Origin of the sequence: Hymenobacter piscis, from assembly GCF_018760735.1 — a bacterium.
Lineage (GTDB): Bacteria > Bacteroidota > Bacteroidia > Cytophagales > Hymenobacteraceae > Hymenobacter > Hymenobacter piscis.
Window position 1 is genome coordinate 24,008 of record NZ_JAHHZN010000025.1, and the last position, 18,730, is coordinate 42,737.

The window sequence follows — 18,730 nt, forward strand, 5'->3', positions numbered from 1 at the left end:
CGCCACGGCTCTTCCGGCTTGTGGCTTAGGCGTATAAGATGTACCTGAGCCTGGTTCGGGCGGGTGGGAAGGCGTTTGGATTTGCAGAAAAAGAACGGAAGAATTGGGGGTTCCCAGGCCCTGAGTGGCCGAAGGCTACTGCCGGTTTTAGCGCCCGGCATCCGTTCCTTTTCCAACCAATTCCCACAACCATCATGAAACACACGTTTACCTCCCTGCTGGGAGCAGCAGTCTGCTGCCTGCTCGGCTCCCTGGCCCACGCCCAAACCTACCAGCAGGTTTGGGCCGATGAGTTTACCACTGGCATCGGCCCTGGCTGGCAGTTTGAAAACGGCGGTGGCGGCTGGGGCAACAATGAGAAGCAATACTACCAGCGCGCCAACGCTACCGTCGCCAACGGCATTCTTCAGATTACCGCCCGAAAGCAAAGTGTGGGCGGCTATGCCTACACTTCTTCCCGGATGAAAACCCAGGGAATCAAAGAGTTTAAATATGGCCGCGTGGAAGCCCGGATGAAGCTCCCGCTCGGGCAGGGCCTGTGGCCGGCCTTCTGGATGCTGGGCAGCAATATCGGGCAGGTGGGCTGGCCGGCCTGCGGCGAAATTGACGTGATGGAACACATCAACGCTGAAAACAAGGTGTACGGCACCGCCCACTGGGACAGCAACGGCCACGCCGAGTACGGGGGTAACCTCATAACCACCCCCGAGGCTTACCACGTGTACAGCGTGGAATGGGAACCGACTTACATCCGCTGGTTTATAGATGGGGTCAAGTACCACGAAATCAACATTGCCAACAATGCCGGCGGTACCGAAGAATTTCAGCGGCCCTTCTTCCTGCTTTTGAACCTGGCCGTGGCCGGCAACTGGCCGGGCCAGACCGTTGACGAAAGCAAGCTCCCGGCTACCCTGTTCGTCGATTATGTACGAGTATACCAGAAAGCCGCGGCGCCCGTGGTCCGTTTCCTGGAGGCCGAAGGCTACAGCACTATGAACGGCGTACAGGTGGAAGCCTGTGCCGAAGGCGGCCAAAATGTCGGTTATGTCGATCAGGGCGACTGGTTGGCCTATAACAACATCCATTTCCCGGTTTCCGGCACCTACAAGCTGGAATACCGGGTTGCCAGCCCTACGGGCGGGACACTGTCGTCGGATCTGAATGGCGGGGCCGTGCAATTGGGCAACATCCTCATCCCGGCCACCGGCGGCTGGCAGAACTGGACCACCGTGACGCGCAGCGTGTACGTCAACGCCGGCACTTACAGCTTCGGCGTCTTCGCTCAGACCAGCGGCTGGAATCTGAACTGGATCCGCATTACTCCGCCTGCCAGCGCCCGCCCCGCCACCGTAATGGCTACCGCCACCGCCCAGAACGAGGACGCCCTGACGGTGTATCCCAATCCTTACGTTGCCGGTGGCCTGCTTACTATTCAACTCGCCCGTGAGCAACTCGCGTCTCCCTCGCAGGTTGCAATTCTGGATGCCAACGGCAAACAAGTGTGGCAAACCACTACCTTCGGAACGGAAGTCCGGATTACGGATCTTATGCTACCCAACGGACTCTACCTCATCCGCGTCACGAATTCCGCCACCACCATCACCCGGAAACTGCGGGTGCAATAGCGCCAATCTATAGTCAGGCCCGCCGATTCCGGCAAGCACCCCAAGTCCCTGTTCTCTCTCGCCAGAGACAGGCCCTGGGATTGTTCGCGGAGTCGGCGGGCCTTATTATGCCTACAGAATCTGCCCGCCTTCAGCCGGCATCACTTTCCCAGTCCTGTTTACCTAAGTATCGGAGAGACTTTTCGCCCAGATGATCAGCCGCTTAGATTCCGACAAACAGAACGGTAGTCCCCAGTCCAACCCACCCAACTGCCCCTACCTGGCCATTTGCGTGGGGTTTGCCTGAAGGGCTGGCTGAAAAGTATTCCCAGCAATTATTTTGAGCGGCTAAGATTTCCTCGTTACTTTAGCACTCTCACAAATGGATTTTTAATTATAGAAAGCTCCACCTTTTTCATTTTCCTCTCTTTTTCATGAAAAAAGCTTTACTTATTGCAGCACCGCTGGTTGCCCTTTCGGTGACGCAGGTGACTGCACAGACGAGAGCAGTATCCGGACGAGTTACTGATCGATCTACGGGTGAGGGCTTGCCCGGGGTCACCGTCCTATTGAAAGGAACCAATAACGGGGTATCCACGAACTCTGATGGCAGCTATACCCTCAACGTTCCCGCCGAAGGTGGCACGCTGACTTTTAGTTCCATTGGTTTCATATCGGTAGAGCGCCCGATTGGCAGTGATAATCAAGTTAACATAGGGCTTTCTGCTGACTCCAAACAGTTGAGTGAAGTAGTAGTAACGGGTTACGGCACTCAAGAGCGCCGAGATGTTACTGGCGCCATTAGCTCCATTAAAGGTGAAACTATCTCTCAATTAGCCACTCCTAGCTTCGACCAGCAACTAGCTGGACGAGCTGCCGGCGTACAGGTGACTACGCCTTCAGGCATTCTTGGTCAAGCACCTCGTATTCGAATTCGAGGAACAAACTCTATATCCTCGGCTGGAGATCCACTCATTGTAGTAGATGGAGTACCAGTGGTAACGGGCAACCAAAGTGGTGTAACACCTAACAACCCACTAGGCGATATTAACCCAAATGATATCGAGTCGTACGAAATTCTAAAAGACGGTTCAGCAACCGCTATTTACGGTTCGCGCGCTGGCAATGGTGTAATTCTAATAACCACCAAAAAAGGGCGTTTGGGTAAAGCCAAGGTGACCTATGACACTTGGATTGGCGTAGCAGAAACACTGAAACGTTACGAAGTACTAAATGCTGATCAGTTCATCGAAATCACGAATGAAAAGTACCGTAACGACGTAGGTGATGCAGCTTACCAGCCAATCGCCGTCCCGTTTGAGAACAACGTGAGTACTGATTGGCAGGATTTGATTTTTCGTTCTGGATTTCAACAAAATCATGCTGTATCGGTATCCGGAGCCAATGACAAGACGCGCTACTTTTTTTCGGGAGGATACACTGATCAAGACGGCGTAATAGTTTCTAACTCGCTTAAAAGAGCAACATTTCGGGCAAACCTTGATCAGGACGTAACCAAGTGGCTGCGCGTAGGAGTAAACATGGGTCTTACTCGGACGCAAAACTTCGGTCTAAATACTAGTCGTAACGGTCTTTCAGGAAACGTCACGAACGCACTGTCTTTGTTCCCCAACGTACCAGCTCGTAATCCTGATGGCACTCCCTTCATCAGTACGACTAACCCTGCCGTATTAGGCGAGGGTAACAACGCAGGAACCATTGATTTCAACTACACAAATATCCTTTTCCCACTAGAGAACAATAAGTACGAAGCTACGAATTACCGGATTTTGGGCAATGTGTTTGCCGAATTAGAGCCAGTAGCGGGTCTTAAACTCCGTACGCAATACGGAACCGATTTCTTCCTCAACGAAGATTATCAATACCTTGATCCACGCCATGGAGATGGACGGGGCTCCAATGGATTAGTTTACCAGCAGTACTTGCCAACCTTCCGGTGGAACTGGCAGAATACAATTTCTTACAATAAGGTACTAGCCGAGGCTCACAAGATTGGTTTTGTAGGTGGGGTAGAATACCAGAAGACTACTAGCCAGTCTTTCTTCGCCCAAGCAACGGGACTTTCTGACCGCTTCTTCGGTAATAATAACATCATTACTGGAACATTTGCTACACCAAACATTGGTGGTTCCTACCAACAAGAAGGATTCGATTCTTACTTTGGACGTTTGAATTATGCATTCAAGGATCGGTATCTATTGAGTTTCTCAGCTCGTAATGACGCTCTCTCCCGTTTACCTGAAGCCAATCGGCGGGGTTGGTTCCCTGGAGGCTCTATCGGCTGGCGTATTTCGGAAGAACCCTTCCTGCGAGAGTCGTCTGTGCGTACGGTTCTTTCCGATTTGAAAGCTCGAGCCAGCTATGCTGCTGTAGGTAATACTGGTATTGGCAGTTCATTCTTCCCGTATGCCAGCCTGTTTGGTCCAGCCAAGTACGGTACGCAGAATGGCATTGGTTACAACCGTAATGGTCAGTTTGGAAACCAAGACCTAAAGTGGGAATCCTCTAAGAAATTTGATGTTGGCTTGGATATTGGCTTCTTAGATAATCGATTCACTTTGGGAGCGGATTACTACCGCAACAACATTGATGACTTGGTTCTATTTGTGAGAGTGCCCGTTTCGTTAGGCATTCCTGGCAATGGATATAATGCTAACATTGGCAGAATGAGAAATGAGGGTTTTGAGTTTAATTTCACTTCGCAAAATATTTCTAGAGAAGATTTCACTTGGTCTACTAACTTGAATTTTTCTACTAACAAAAATCAGGTGTTAGAACTGAATAACGGTGAAGACATTCTCAATCCATATAATATTACGCGGGTAGGCGAATCAATTGGCTCTATTTACGGCTATGACTTTGTTGGTGTAAATGCAAGCTTCGGATATCCTATTTATCGAAAATCCGATGGATCGCTGGTGCAAGCCAATGTCGATAACAACACCTACTATCCTTACGACCCTAGCAACCCAGGTGCTGTGCTCGGTCCATCATCCGGTCCTACGCCTGCGGGTGAAATAGAGCGTACGACGCCTTTGCAGGCTGATCGTGATCGTAAGGTTTTAGGTAATTCCAACCCAACTTGGTTTGGCGGCATAGACAATAATTTCACATTCAAGGGGTTCGATCTGAATATTTTTGCTCGATTCTCGGGTGGCAACAAAATCATGAATGTATCACGGCAACAGCTGTTACGAATGGATTTTGTGAACAATGGCACTGAAATTTTAGATCGCTGGACACCAACAAACACCAACACTGATGTTCCAAAACTTGTGTTTCGAAATTCTGACTTCATTAACCTGAACAATTCCTCAGTTTCTCGTTTTGTAGAAAAAGGCGACTTTTTCCGTCTACAGAACGTAACATTGGGTTACACACTGCCTGAAAATTTCGGCCCTCTAAGTGCTTTGAGCCGTGTCCGCCTCTTCGCTCAAGTACAGAATATCTTTACTATCACCAAATATTCTGGTCTCGATCCAGAGGTAAACTCCAATGGAGAAACTAATCAGCAGTTTGGGGTAGACTTTAATAGTAACCCACAACAACGAGTGTTTACGGGTGGTCTAAACGTAGCTTTTTAAATTTCTTTCAGCATGAATACCAATTCTTTCTCGTTTAAGCCTCGGACCACCCGCACATTGGCTATCGCTACTTTCCTTTCGTTAGGTTTGACAGCTTGTGATGTAACTGATATAACTCCTCAGGACGCCATTCCCGAAGGTTCAGCTTTCGAAGATGCAGCGAAAGCCAACTTATCAGTTGCGGGTTTATACGATGCTGCCCAATCGGGTTTCTATGATCCACTCAACGGTACAGCCATTGCTGTCCGGGGTTATCCATTTGGAGCTGCTGCCAATGAACAGGGCGATGTAAGAGGTGAAGATGTGACGGATTTAGCCGGTTTCTTCGGCATTGTCTATCAGAACAATGTTACTCCTGGCAGCCCTAATATTGTGAATATGTGGTCTACCCTGTACTCACTTATTAACCAAGCTAACGTTGTAATAGAGGGAGTACAGGGTGCTGGACAGCGGGGAGCATTGAGTGCCACTGATGCATTGGCATTTGAAGGCGAGGCTCGCTTCTTGCGAGCATTGGCTTATCATGAGTTACTTCAACATTTTGCTCGGCCATACGCTGACGGTGCCGGTAGCAAGCCAGGAGTACCGTACCGAGATTTTGCCGTAAATACAGCTGAAAAGGTTGCGCGTGCGCGTGAACAAGGACGCAATACAGTGGCGGAGGTATATGACAAAATAATCGAAGATCTCAATATAGCGGAAGACAATCTGCCCGAAACTCGCACGGGCTCCTTGCGGGTAACACGTGCAACTAAAGCTGCAGCCATCGCACTTAAGCAACGGGTGTATCTACATAAAGGTGATTATGCTTCCGTTGTTATAGAGGGCAACAAATTGATTCCTGAAAGTGCTCCTTTTGTGAGTGCAATTGGCGGTGTTACGCTCAATACTACTCCCGGAGCAGCTTTTCCGGGTGGTACCGCTGTTACATTAGAGAATATTTTCTCGATCGAAAACAGCTCAGATGACAACCCAGGGGTTAATGGAGCATTACCGTCTATGTATGGTTCTCCTAATACAACAGCTAACGCTTTACCTGGTATTCAAGGTCGTGGCTTGGTGGCCGTAAGCCCTATTCTCTTCAACGCTCCATTTTGGACATGTGGAGATTTGCGTCGGACCCAGTTACTACAGCGAACTTCTACTCGCTATTTTACTTTTAAGTATAAGGATGCAGCAAATAACTCAGATTTTGCGCCCATTATCCGATACGCAGAAGTTGTGCTTAATCAAGCTGAAGCTGAGTCACGCTTAAACAATTCAACTCGTGCGATTGCATTGTTGAATGCAGTGCGCAATCGTGCAGTAACTGATGCTACCGAGCAGTTTTCCATAGCCAATGGTAATGTCCCAGTAGGTGATGAACTTACCCGCGCAATTCTCAACGAAAGACGTATTGAATTCGTGGCTGAGGGATTTCGTTGGGATGACATCCACCGTTTAGCTGTCGATCCGAAATTTGGCACGAACGGCGTTCCTCGTAAACTGACGGCGACCCAAACGATTCTTGCTAATTACCAGTGTCCAACTCCTAATATGCCTGCTCCAACAGTTACAGGTGGTGTTGCTCCTATTGATTACAACGATTTTCGATTCATTTGGCCAATCCCTTCTATTGAAGTAGCTAACAATCCAACTTTAGCCGCTCAGCAGAATCCTGGCTATTAATTCCTATAATATATTTATTGTCTCCAACTGCATGTTGATGTGCTAATACAAAGCCCCCGCTTGGAATTCCTAGCGGGGGCTTTTTTTGTATGAGGCTGTTTACTAGCTGTATAGCCCCAATGTGAGGTGAGTTGGGTCATAAGTGAAGCTAATAGGCCTTTTCTGCCATTGGGCACATACAAATTCATGTAGCGTGATGATACTCAAAATATTGACCCTGAATTATTTATAATCCAGCAAAGAGGCTTATATAACGGTTTTGTGAACAGTTCGGCCGTTTATTTTGTCGCCTCGGAAAGAGTTGTATGCACACTTACTCGCTTGATTTACGTACCCGCATATGCTGCCTACGTTGCGGCAGTTAACGCCGATCTGACAGCCAAAGGCGGAGCGGGCTTCGTGAGCACCAGCACCAGCGCAGAATCGCAGGAATTCCGCGACCGGGTATTCGTAGGTGCGGCTAACCTGACGTTGCAGAACATCATTACCCAGAAGTACATCTCCTTCTTCGTTTACCAGTCCATCGAAGCCTACAACGATTACCGTCGTACGGGCTTCCCAACGTTGCAGAACCCGAAAAACTCGGTTTTCTTCCCCCGTCGCTTCCCTTATCCTCAGAGCGAAATTGCAACCAACAAAGACAATGTACCGAATGCTACCATTGGGGACGGTGTTTGGTGGGATGATGGCACCGAAGACTAAGCAGCCATTAGCATCCTCCCGCTTTTACTATATCGGATGCTAACCCAAGAAAGCGCTGGCCTGTGGCCAGCGCTTTTTTTATGCTCATTCCGCTGTGCATCCGGAGCAAGTGATAGGCCCTCTGCACATACAGCAGAAGATGGCAACCATTCACAAACCCAACCTAGACAGCCCTCATTACCGGTTTACCTTCCCTCGCCGCAGCTGAACAGTTAACCAGCAAGGCTTTTTTTTAGAAATTATGATGGTAGTCATTATTTCCTTGTTAATTTAGCATTATCACAAATAAAACCGCCGAAACACACACCTTTTTCAACACTTGTTTACTTTCATGAAAAAAGTAATACTCTCTGTCTTACCGCTTGTAGCCTTCGCGGCGACTCAGGCAACTGCACAGACTAAAGCGGTTTCTGGCCGCGTCGTCGACCGTGCAACCGGTGATGGTATTCCGGGCGTTACCGTCATTGTAAAAGGTACCAGCATTGGGGTTTCCACCAACGCCGACGGTAGCTTTGCATTAAATGCCCCTACTTCTGCTACTACTCTGTCTTTGAGCTCAGTTGGGTTCATTTCTCAGGAAGTGGCTATTACGGATGGCCCTATCAACGTTGGCCTGGCTACGGACAGCAAGCAGTTGAGCGAGGTAGTGGTAGTAGGTTACGGCGAGCAATCGAAGGCCTTGGTAACGGGTGCTATTTCGCAGGTCGATGCCAAGGAGTTTGCCAGCCAGCCCGTGGCCAGCGTGGAGCAGGTGCTGCAGGGCCGGGCTTCGGGCGTGCAGGTTTCCTCTAACTCCGGAACCCCCGGCGGCGGTATCAGCGTGCGGATTCGGGGCAATAACTCCATTTCGGCTAGCAGCGACCCGCTTTATGTTGTCGACGGAGTGCCCATCAACAGTGGGAGCTACTCCAACGTCGGTGTGGGTAACCAGCAGCTCAATGCCTTGGCCGACATCAACCCCAACGACATTGCTTCTATTGAAGTGCTCAAAGACGCTTCCGCAGCGGCTATCTACGGCTCCCGGGGGGCCAACGGGGTAGTTCTGGTAACGACCAAGCGCGGCCAGAGCGGCAAAACCAAAATCACCCTCGATGCTTACGCCGGCGTCCAGCAAACCTGGAACCGGCTCGATGTGCTCAACGGCCAACAGTCCCAGGACCTGATCAATGAGGCCCGCACCAACGTGGGCCTGGCCCCCCGTTATGTAGAAGCGAGCCCCAACCCGAGCTCCCAACAGCTTTTCACGGGAGCCAGCACCAACTGGCAGGATGAAATATTCCGCGATGCTCTCATCCAGAACTACACCGTTTCTGCTTCCGGAGGCGACGCCAAAACGCGCTTCCTGGTTTCCGGCACTTACTTCGATCAGGAAGGCATTGTCCTGGGCTCGAGCTTCAACCGTGGCAGTGGGCGCTTCAACCTCGACCACCAGGTATCAAATAAATTCAAAGTAGGTCTGAGCCTGACGGGTAGCCGTTCCCTGAGCAACCGGATCAACAACGACAACAACATCTACGGGGTGCTGAGCACCGCCCTGCTGCTGGGCTCTCAGTTTCCGGTATATAACCCCGATGGCACGTTTGGTCGCGACCCGTTCAGCTCGGTGGAAAACCCCGTAGCCGCCGCTATCCTGCCCACCTTCCTGGCGCGCAACAACCGTGCTATCGGTTCCCTGTACGGTGATTACCAGCTCGCCAAGGGCCTGCGCCTGCGCTCCTCGATTGGTGGCGACTATCTGAACCTGAAAGAGGATGTATACATTCCCAGCACCGCCCTGCAGGCCGTGGGCAGCAGCGGACGCGGCAACGCCAACAGCCGCTACGATGTTGGCTGGATCAATGAAAACACCTTAAGCTACGACAAGCAGATCGGCGACCACTCCCTGACGGTATTGTTGGGACAAAGCGCTCAGCGCTCCACTGAGCAGGGCATCATCACGCAGGTTACGGGCTTTGCCACCAACAAGATCACCCAGCTCTCGGCCGGCTCCGTGAAAACGGAAGCTGCCTCCGACGAGACGCTCTGGACCCTGCTTTCCTTCTTTGGCCGCGTTAACTACAACTACCAGGGCAAGTACATCTTCTCGGGCTCGTTGCGCCGCGATGGCTCGTCCCGCTTCGGTACCGACAATAAGTACGGCTACTTCCCGGCGGCGTCGGTGGCCTGGCGCGTATCCGAGGAAGCTTTCCTGAAGGATAACGCCACCCTGAGCGAGCTGAAGCTGCGCGCCGGCTACGGCGTGGTGGGCAACTTCAATATCGGCAACTTCGCTTCCCGCAACCTGTTTGGCGTGGGTGCTACCAACCTGGCAAACTACAATGCCGTGGCCGGTTTTGCTCCCGTTCAGCTCGGCGTCAGCGACCTGGGCTGGGAACAGACCACTGAATACAGCGCAGGTATTGACCTGGGCTTCTGGGAAAATCGGGTGTCGCTGTCGGCCAATGCCTTCCAGCGCGAAGCCAAAGACCTGCTCCTGAACCGCCAGCTACCTCTCACCTCGGGCTTTACTTCGGTGACCCAGAACATCGGGGATCTAGAAAATAAAGGTCTGGAGTTTGACCTGACCACCCAGAACGTGCGCAGTGCCTCCTTCAGCTGGTCGACCAATCTCAACATCTCTATTATCCGCAACGAAGTAACCCGTCTGGTCGACAATGCGCCGTTTGCCGCCGGTTTCGCCAACCGGGTGCAGGTAGGGCAGCCATTGGGCAGCTTCTACGGTTACGTGGTTGATCGGATTTACCAGACTGCGGGGGAAATTGAATCAGATAATGCGGAAGCCCGCCGCCTGACCGGCAACCCGAACGCGCGCTACCAGGGTACCACTGCCGCCACTAATCCCCGCCCGGGCGATATCCGCTTCCGGGACCTGAACGGCGACGGCGTTGTTACGGCTCTTGACCAGGAGATTATCGGCTCAGCCCAGCCGAAATTCTTCGGCGGCATGAACAACACCCTCTCCTTTAAGGGAATCGACCTGAACTTCTTCCTGCAGTTCACCAAAGGCAACCAGATCTATAACAACAGCCGGGCCTTCGCCGAAGGCATGAACGGGCAGTTCGGACAGTTGGCCTCCACCCTGGAGCGCTGGACGCCCGATAACCCTAGCACCAGCATGCCCCGTGCCGCCTGGGGCGACCCCAACAACAACCGCCGGACGTCGGACCGCTGGCTGGAAGACGGCTCGTACATGCGTCTGAAAACGGCTACCCTCGGCTACAACCTGCCCACGGCCTGGATTGCGCCCTTACGCATGCAATCCGCCCGGATCTACCTGGCCGGCCAGAACCTGCTCACCTTCACCAAATACAAGGGTCTCGACCCCGAGGTGAATACGTTCAGCGGCTCCAACATCTCCCAGGGAACCGATTTCCTGACTTTCCCACAGGCCCGCGTCTACCAGGTAGGGGTTAACATCGGTCTGTAATTTTCACTTCGTCACAGCTTCACCTTCATGAATATTCGTTTTAACATTTCTACTCTGGCGGTATTGGGTTTACTCAGCCTGGGCGCGAGCAGCTGCTCCGACTTCCTGGAGCCAGAGCCACGCAACCAGGTAGACCGCAGCCAGGTATTCACCGACCTGGAGGGAGCCCGGGCAGCCCTTAACGGCACCTACGGCAACCTGCTCAGCGCAAATAATACCGGCTTGCGCGTACCGATCTTCGCCGATATGCTGGCCGATAACCTGGCGCACACGGGTACTTTTCCCTCGTTTTCCCAGATCAAGAACCTGGCTATTCTGCCCGACAATGCGGAGGTGACCAACATGTGGTCGTCGTTGTACTCAACGATCAACCGGGCCAACAACGTCATCGCCTACACGCCTGCCGTAGGCGGGGCCAGCGACGAAGTGAAAGGCCAGCTCATCGGTGAGGCACAGTTCCTGCGAGCCCTGTGTTACTTCTACCTCGTCAACTACTGGGGGGATGTGCCTTTGGTTACTACTCCGACCACTACCCCCGACAACACGCTCTTCGTGGCCCGCAACCCGAAAGCGGCCGTATACGACCAGATGGTGGCTGACCTGACGGCTGCCGAAGGCGTGCTGCCCGCTTCGGGTGGCCCGGCCCGGGCTACCAAGCTGGCTGCCACCGCCCTCAAAGCCCGCATCGCGCTTTACCGTCAGGACTACGCCGAAGCAGTCCGTCTGACTGATCTGGTGAGAGCCGGCAGCTACCAGCTCAATGCCAGCTACCGGGCGGCCGTGGCTTCTGAAAACCCTACCGAGTCGATTTTCGAAGTGCAGTTCGACGCCCAGAACCAGAGCTCGTACGCTTTCTTCATGCTGCCGGGAACCAATGGCGGCCGGAACGAGATGAGTCCTACGGGTCCCGGCTCTACCCTGCCAACGGCTTACGAAGCAGGTGATGCCCGCCGCAATGCCACCATTTCCGATGGAACCTTCACGCTCAACGGCCGGGCCGTGGCCACGGGCAATAACATTAAGTATGTAGACCCAGGCAACGGCACTGACAATTTCAAGGCTATTCGCCTGGCTGAAATCATCCTGATCAGCGCCGAAGCCAAGGCCCGCCTCAACGACCTGGCCGGCGCCATCACCGACCTGAACCGCATCCGTACCCGCGCGGGCCTGGCGGAAGTACCTGCCACCCTCGATCAGGCCCAGATTCTGGAACAGATCGAAAAGGACCGGCGGCTGGAACTGGCCTTGGAAGGCCACCGCTGGTTTGACCTCATCCGCACCGGCCGGGCCCAGGCAGTACTTGATATCACGGATGTGAACCGCCTGCTACTGCCCATTCCTTTCCGCGAAACGCTCAACAACCCGAATATCACCCAGAATCCTGGGTATAACTAAGGGCGGATTGTAGTATAAAGCCCCCCGGCCACCAAGTGGTCGGGGGACTTTTTTTATGTACCAGGCCCGCCAAACAAGCAGCAGACCCTCTGACTTCGTATCGGCGCCGTATCAGTCCGGCAGTTCTGAGAGGCGCAGAACGGGGTCGGCGGCGGGCAGGGGTGCCGCCTGCCGCAGCCAGCCAATGATTTTGGCTGCAACTGCAGCCGGCTCCGACAGTTGGCCCGCCTCGTGCAGTTCATTAAAGCGGGCGGCCTCGCTGAACTTCTGCTCCGGAACGTTGCGGATCTGTTCCTGCATGGCCGTATTGACAACGCCGGGTGCCAGACTGCGGATGCACACCCCGCTGCCGCGCAGGTCCTGCTCCTTTTGGGCAGTGCGGGAAAGGGCATCGAGGGCGGCCTTGGAGGCGGAATAGGCCGCCCACCCGTCCACCGGGCGCTGGGCCGCACCGCTGGTGATGTTGAGAATGGTACGGGGGATGTTCAGGCCCTGGTACGTGCTCAGAAATGTATTCATGAGCATGGCCGGCGCAATCAGGTTGATATCGAGCACGAACTCAAAGTGCTCGTTCGGCTGCTCGCCCAGGTAGCCAATGTCGCCCAGCACGCCGGCGTTGTTGATGAGCGTGATGCTGGCCGCGGCCGGCAACGGCGGAAATACCTTATGCAGATTATTCTGCACCGCAAGCATATCCGATAAATCCAGGGGCTGGTGGTGGTACCGCTCGTGCCGGATGGTGGCGTGCCGACTAACGCCAATGACGGTGGTATCGGCCTGCCGGAGCGCGTGTTCGGTCAGGGCCTGGCCCAGGCCGCGGCTCGAGCCGGTAATGATGTAATAGTGCATGAGGTGAGATGGTGAGGTAGTGAAAAGGTGCGTGCCGTTCAATGGCCCGTCAACCTCCGCAGGTCTTACGCGGGGAGTTGAGGAACCGTTGAACGGCACGCACTCTTTCACTACCTCACCACTTCGTTACCTCAGAGAATATACTGGCTCAGGTCGCGGTTGCGGACCATGTCGCGGAGGCGCTCTTCGACCAGGGCGCGGTCGATGAGGATGCGGGCGTTGGGGCCGATGCGGTCCGGCACGTCGAAGAGGATGTCGTTGAGCAGACGGCTCATGACGGTGTGCAGGCGGCGGGCCCCGATGTTTTCGACTTCGTTGTTGACCTCGAAGGCAATTTCGGCCAGGCGCTCCAGGGCTTCGTCCTCGAAGGTCAGTTCCACTTCCTCGGCCCGCAACAGCGCCTCATATTGCTTGGTGAGGGCATTTTTGGGGTCTTTCAGGATTTTGTAGAAGTCGTCCTTGCTCAGGCTCTGCAGCTCCACGCGGATGGGAAAGCGGCCCTGCAGCTCCGGAATAAGGTCGGAGGGCTTGGCCACGTGGAAGGCCCCGGCAGCAATGAACAGGATGTGGTCGGTGTGGACGATGCCGTACTTGGTGTTGACGGCCGAGCCTTCCACGATGGGCAGCAGGTCGCGCTGCACCCCTTCCCGGCTCACATCGGGGCCGCCGCCGCCCTTGCCGCTGCGGCTGGCCACCTTGTCGATTTCGTCGATGAAGATGATGCCGGCGTTTTCGGCGTGGCGCACGGCCTCATCCTTCACCTCGTCCATGTCGATGAGCTTGGCCGCTTCCTCGTCGAGCAGAATCTTGCGGGCCTCGGCCACGGTGACTTTGCGCTTACGGGTTTTCTTGGGCAGCATCGAGCCCAGCATGTCCTGAATGCCGGCCATGCTGGCCTCGTCCATGCCGCCGGGGCCGCCCCCGATAACGCCGATGCCGCCGCTCCCACCCTGCTGGACCTGAATTTCGATTTTGCGCTCGTCCATCTCCCCGTTGCGGATTTTCTCCCGGAACCGCTCCCGGGTGCGCTCGTTCAGCTCGTGGTCGGAATCGGGCAGGTCGCCGGCGGCCGTGGTGGGGAAACCCAGGGCCGGTTGGGCCGGCTTGCCGGAACCGGCCGCCGTCACGGGCGGAATCAGGATGTCGAGGATGAGCTCTTCCACCACCTGGGCGGCCTGCACCTTCACCTCCTCCTTGCGGCGCTGCTTGACCATGTTCACCGACTGCTCCACCAGGTCGCGGACCATGCTTTCCACGTCGCGGCCCACGTAGCCGACTTCGGTGAACTTGGAGGCCTCTACTTTGGTGAACGGGGCGCCGGAAATGCTGGCCAGGCGGCGGGCAATTTCGGTTTTGCCCACGCCCGTGGAGCCAATCATGAGGATGTTGTTGGGCACAATTTCCTCGCGCATATCGGGGGCGGCGCGCAGGCGGCGCCAGCGGTTGCGCAGGGCAATGGCCACGTGGCGCTTGGCCTCGTGCTGACCGATGATGTACTTATCGAGTTCGGCCACAATCTGGGCCGGGGTGAGAAATTCTGCGGAATCGAGCATAAAGGGGAATGTGGGCAATGTGCAGATGTGCTGAATGTGAGAAGGCATGTGGGCCGAATAAGTTTGCGGATGGCACGTGGTAAACGGCCACATTTTCCGCATTACTCAAATTTTCACCTTAAAATCAGGGTTGTTTTTTGAACAGCGAATCGAGGTTGCGGGCCACGGTGAAGTAGTTAGCCCCGCCCGAGGCGTGGTAGCCGGCGTGGGTGTAATCGAGCTGGAACTGGCTCAGACGCAGCATTACCCCGAAGGAAAATCCGGCTCCGCCCGAGGTATTATCCAGCCGCAGCTCCCGGCGCTGCAGGTGGTTGTAGCCCACGCGCAGGTGGAGGTTCTTGCTCAGCAGCAGCTCCCCTCCCACCACAAAATGGCGCGCAATTTTATCGCCCAGGCTCTTTTCAGGCTTAACTTCTACCCCGTTTTCATCCAGCTGCCCGCGCTGGTTGGGGTCGAGATACACAATATCGAGCCGCTGCAGGTGGTGAGCCGTGAAGGAAAAGCGGAACGGCAGGTGCTCGGGCTTGAAGCTGGTGCCCAGCTGCACATCGAGCGGCATGGGTTCCCGGCCGGCTCCGTCGTAGGCCTTGAGCTGCACGCCGGCGTTGCGCACCACCAGGCCCACCGTGAAATCCCGCTCCGGGTGCTTAAACACGCCGCCCACATCAACCAGGGCGGCGTAGGAATGACTGCCCGCCACGCCCGAGCCGGCCAGCTTGAGCGTGCCGCCCAGCGTGAACACGCCCGTTGTGTAGGAATCGGCCAGGCTCAGGGCGTACTCGTTTACCGAAAACCGGCCCAGCGAATTGCCGGCCGGGTCGAACTGCTCAAAGTCGCCGTAGTTGAGGTAGGTCAGGCCCACGCCAAAGCGGCCCGCTTTGGCTGTGTTGAACACGTAAACAGCCGTGCTCTGCCTGATGTCGGCCAGGTAGTTAACGAAGCCCAGGGCCAGGCGGCCGTCCATGTCGGCGTTGAGCAGGGCCGGGTTGCCGTAGAGCAGGGTGCCGTCGGCGTCGCGGGCGGAGGTGTTCACCCCGCCCAAACCAGCCAGCTTGGCGCTGGTGGGCAGGTTCAGGAACGAAAAGGCCTGCTGCCCCCCGATCTGAGCCTGCGCCGCGCCCAGCCCCAGACCCGAAACGGCGAAAACAGCAGCAGTGCGGCGTAGGTGTCGGACCATAGTCAATCTGAAGTAAAAGAAGCTTAGGACGATGAGCAGAACGAAGGAGGAAGCGGCCGGAAGCCCAGGCAAGTTAACTCCCCCGGGCCATCCGAACGCACAACCCCTCGTTTCCGCATACCGGTAGCCGCCGATCTGCTCAGCTCACTTCCACGCTCGGGCCCAGCGGGGCCGGGGTTTCGTCGCGGACGATGAGCTTCAGGGGATGGGCCACCTTCTCGTCCAGCAGGGCCACGCGCAACACGTCGTCCACACGGTCGGCGTAGTGAATGGTGAGGCCCTTGAGGTAGTCGGCCGAAATTTCGTCGATGTCCTTGCGGTTTTTGGGACAGAGGATGATGTCCTTGATGCCGGCGCGGCGGGCGGCCAGGATTTTCTCCTTGATGCCGCCCACCGGCAGCACCTTGCCGCGCAGGGTAATTTCGCCCGTCATGGCCAGGTGGCTGCGGATTTTGCGCTGGGTGAACACCGAGGCAATGCTGGTGAAGATGGCAATGCCGGCGCTGGGCCCGTCCTTGGGCACGGCCCCCTCGGGGAAGTGAATGTGCAGGTCGTACTGATCGAAGAGGCGGTAGTCGATGCCCAGCTCCTCGGCCCGGCTGCGCAGGTAGCTCAGGGCCGTCACGGCCGACTCCTTCATCACGTCGCCGAGCTGGCCCGAGAGCGTGAGCTTGCCCCGGCCCCGACTCAGCAGGCTTTCGATGAACAGAATGTCGCCGCCCACGCTGGTCCAGGCCAGGCCCGTGACCACGCCGGCCGTTTCGTTGTCCTGGTACTGGTCGCGGTCGAAAATGGCCCCGCCCAGGATGCGGGTGACGTCGGCGGGCTGGAGGGTGGCGGGGTACTCCTCATCGAGGGCCTTACTCTTGGCCACGTTGCGGACCACGCCGCCCAGCTTGCGCTCCAGGCTGCGCACCCCACTCTCGCGGGTGTAGTCGTCAATCACGCGCTGCAGGGCGGCGGTGCTGATGGCGGCGTCCTTGGGGCCGAGGCCGTGCTCTTCGAGCAGCTTAGGCCAGAGGTGCTTCTTGGCAATCTGGGTTTTCTCCTCCAGCGTGTAGCCCGTCAGATCGATGATTTCCATCCGGTCACGCAGGGCGGGCTGGATGGTGTCGAGGGAGTTGGCGGTGGCAATGAACAGCACCCGCGAGAGGTCGTACTCCACCTCCAGGTAGTTGTCGGTGAAAGTCGAGTTTTGCTCCGGGTCCAACACCTCGAGCAGGGCCGAGCTGGGGTCGCCCCGGAAATCGGAGGCCAGCTTGTCGATTTCGTCGAGCACGATAACCGGATTGGAGGCCCCGGCTTTCTTAATCTGGGCGATGATGCGGCCGGGCATGGCCCCCACATAGGTTTTGCGGTGTCCCCGGATTTCGGCCTCGTCGCGGACGCCGCCCAGGCTCATGCGCACGTACTGGCGGCCCAAGGACTTGGCAATGGAGCGGCCGAGGCTGGTTTTGCCCACGCCGGGCGGGCCGTAAAGGCACAGAATCGGCGCTTTCAGGTCGTTTTTGAGCTTGAGCACCGCCAGGTACTCGATGATGCGCGCCTTCACCTTTTCCATGCCGTAGTGGTCCTGGTCGAGGATGCGCTGGGTGCGCTTTAGGTTAAAGTTGTCCTTGGTGTACTCGCCCCAGGGCAAATCCAGCAGGTACTCCACGTAGTTGAGGCTGATGGGGTACTCGGCGGCCTGGGGGTTGAGGCGGCTGAGCTTGTCGAGCTCCTTGGCAAAGTGCCTGGCCACGGCTTCGGGCCACTTCTTGGTTTTGGCCCGCTGGCGCAGCTTGTCGGCGTCCTGCTCGGGGCCGTCGAAGCCCAGCTCGTCCTGGAGCACCTTGATCTGCTGGCGCAGGAAGTAGTCGCGCTGCTGCTGGTCGATGTCGGTGTGGACCTTGGTGTGGATTTCGCGCTTGATTTCGAGCAGCTGAATTTCCTTGAGCATGAGCTGCAGCAGCTGGGTGCCGCGCTCCACGCCGTCGTTGGTTTCGAGCAGCTGCTGCTTCACGCTCACCTCCACGTTGATGTTGGAGGAGAGGAAATGGGTCAGAAACGCGGGCGACTCAATATTATCCAGGGCCACCTGGGCTTCCTGCGGAATTTCGGGGTTGAGCTTGAGCATGCGGGCCGCCGCTTCCTTGAGCGACGAGACCAGGGCCTTGAGATTCTTGGAAGTCTGGGCCGGGAAGGCCTCCGGGGCGTAGCTTACCCGGGCCGTGATATAGGGCGTGCTCTGAATCTCCTGCTCAATTTTGAAGCGCGACTGGCCCTGGATGATGATGGTGGTATTGCCGTCGGGCAGCACCAGCATTTTCAGAATCTTGGCCAGCGTGCCCACCTGGTACATATCGGCCAGGGTGGGGTCGTCGCTCTGCCCGTTTTTCTGGGCCACCACGCCCACCAGCTTGTTGCCCCGGTAGGCCTTGCGCACCAGCCGGATGCTCTTTTTGCGGGTAACCGTGACGGGCAGCACCACGCCCGGAAACAGCACCGTGTTGCGCACCGGCAGCAGGGGCAGTACCTCCGGCTGCTCGCCCGGGCTCATGGGCTGGTCGGGGTCGGCGGCCACAATGGATACCATTTCCGTAGAGTCGTCGGTCATCAGCAGGTAGGAGGATAAATCGGCGGTAGGGGGATTGGAAAAACTCATGCGCGGGAGTACAAACGAAGCGGTAGCCGGGTGCCACAATGGCAGCTACCGGCCCGGACCGCCTTCCAACAGCGGGAAGGCGCTTCCGAAGGTACGGATTCGGCAA

General features: G+C 56.0%; 10 protein-coding genes. 6 read left to right on the forward strand and 4 right to left on the reverse strand.

Features of this window, described 5'->3' with window-relative positions; all coding sequences use genetic code 11:
• Positions 1–194: 194 nt before the first annotated feature.
• From KLP40_RS18680 to KLP40_RS18705, 6 genes are all read left to right on the forward strand, one after another.
• Positions 195–1,625 carry a carbohydrate-binding protein gene (locus KLP40_RS18680; protein WP_215595352.1) on the forward strand — a complete coding sequence of 477 codons (1,431 nt, stop codon included), beginning with the start codon at positions 195–197 and terminating at the stop codon, positions 1,623–1,625.
• Positions 1,626–2,038: 413 nt separating this feature from the next.
• Positions 2,039–5,209, forward strand: coding sequence for a SusC/RagA family TonB-linked outer membrane protein (locus tag KLP40_RS18685; RefSeq protein WP_215595353.1), 3,171 nt, complete (start codon positions 2,039–2,041; stop codon positions 5,207–5,209).
• A gap of 12 nt (positions 5,210–5,221) precedes the next feature.
• A complete protein-coding gene (locus KLP40_RS18690; RefSeq protein WP_215595354.1) occupies positions 5,222–6,877 on the forward strand; it encodes a RagB/SusD family nutrient uptake outer membrane protein in 1,656 nt (551 codons plus the stop codon).
• A gap of 261 nt (positions 6,878–7,138) precedes the next feature.
• Entirely contained in the window at positions 7,139–7,579 is a 441-nt protein-coding gene (locus KLP40_RS18695) for a SusD/RagB family nutrient-binding outer membrane lipoprotein (protein ID WP_215595355.1), read from the forward strand.
• Positions 7,580–7,910: 331 nt separating this feature from the next.
• Positions 7,911–11,006: a SusC/RagA family TonB-linked outer membrane protein gene (locus tag KLP40_RS18700; protein ID WP_215595356.1), complete on the forward strand. Its 3,096-nt coding sequence runs from the start codon at positions 7,911–7,913 to the stop codon at positions 11,004–11,006.
• A gap of 27 nt (positions 11,007–11,033) precedes the next feature.
• Positions 11,034–12,401, forward strand: a complete 1,368-nt coding sequence (locus tag KLP40_RS18705; protein ID WP_215595357.1) for a RagB/SusD family nutrient uptake outer membrane protein — start codon at positions 11,034–11,036, stop codon at positions 12,399–12,401.
• A gap of 111 nt (positions 12,402–12,512) precedes the next feature.
• Here the strand turns inward: KLP40_RS18705 and KLP40_RS18710 are convergent, their stop codons facing one another.
• From KLP40_RS18710 to lon, 4 genes are all read right to left on the reverse strand, one after another.
• Complete coding sequence (locus KLP40_RS18710) at positions 12,513–13,250, reverse strand: SDR family NAD(P)-dependent oxidoreductase (protein WP_215595358.1); 738 nt, start codon at positions 13,248–13,250, stop codon at positions 12,513–12,515.
• 131 nt (positions 13,251–13,381) lie between these two features.
• Complete coding sequence (gene hslU, locus KLP40_RS18715; protein WP_215595359.1) at positions 13,382–14,803, reverse strand: ATP-dependent protease ATPase subunit HslU; 1,422 nt, start codon at positions 14,801–14,803, stop codon at positions 13,382–13,384.
• Positions 14,804–14,927: 124 nt separating this feature from the next.
• On the reverse strand, positions 14,928–15,980 hold the full coding sequence (gene porQ, locus KLP40_RS18720) for a type IX secretion system protein PorQ (protein ID WP_215595360.1): 1,053 nt from the start codon (positions 15,978–15,980) through the stop codon (positions 14,928–14,930).
• A gap of 139 nt (positions 15,981–16,119) precedes the next feature.
• Positions 16,120–18,576: an endopeptidase La gene (gene lon / locus KLP40_RS18725; RefSeq protein ID WP_215595377.1), complete on the reverse strand. Its 2,457-nt coding sequence runs from the start codon at positions 18,574–18,576 to the stop codon at positions 16,120–16,122.
• Between the last annotated feature and the right edge of the window lie 154 nt (positions 18,577–18,730).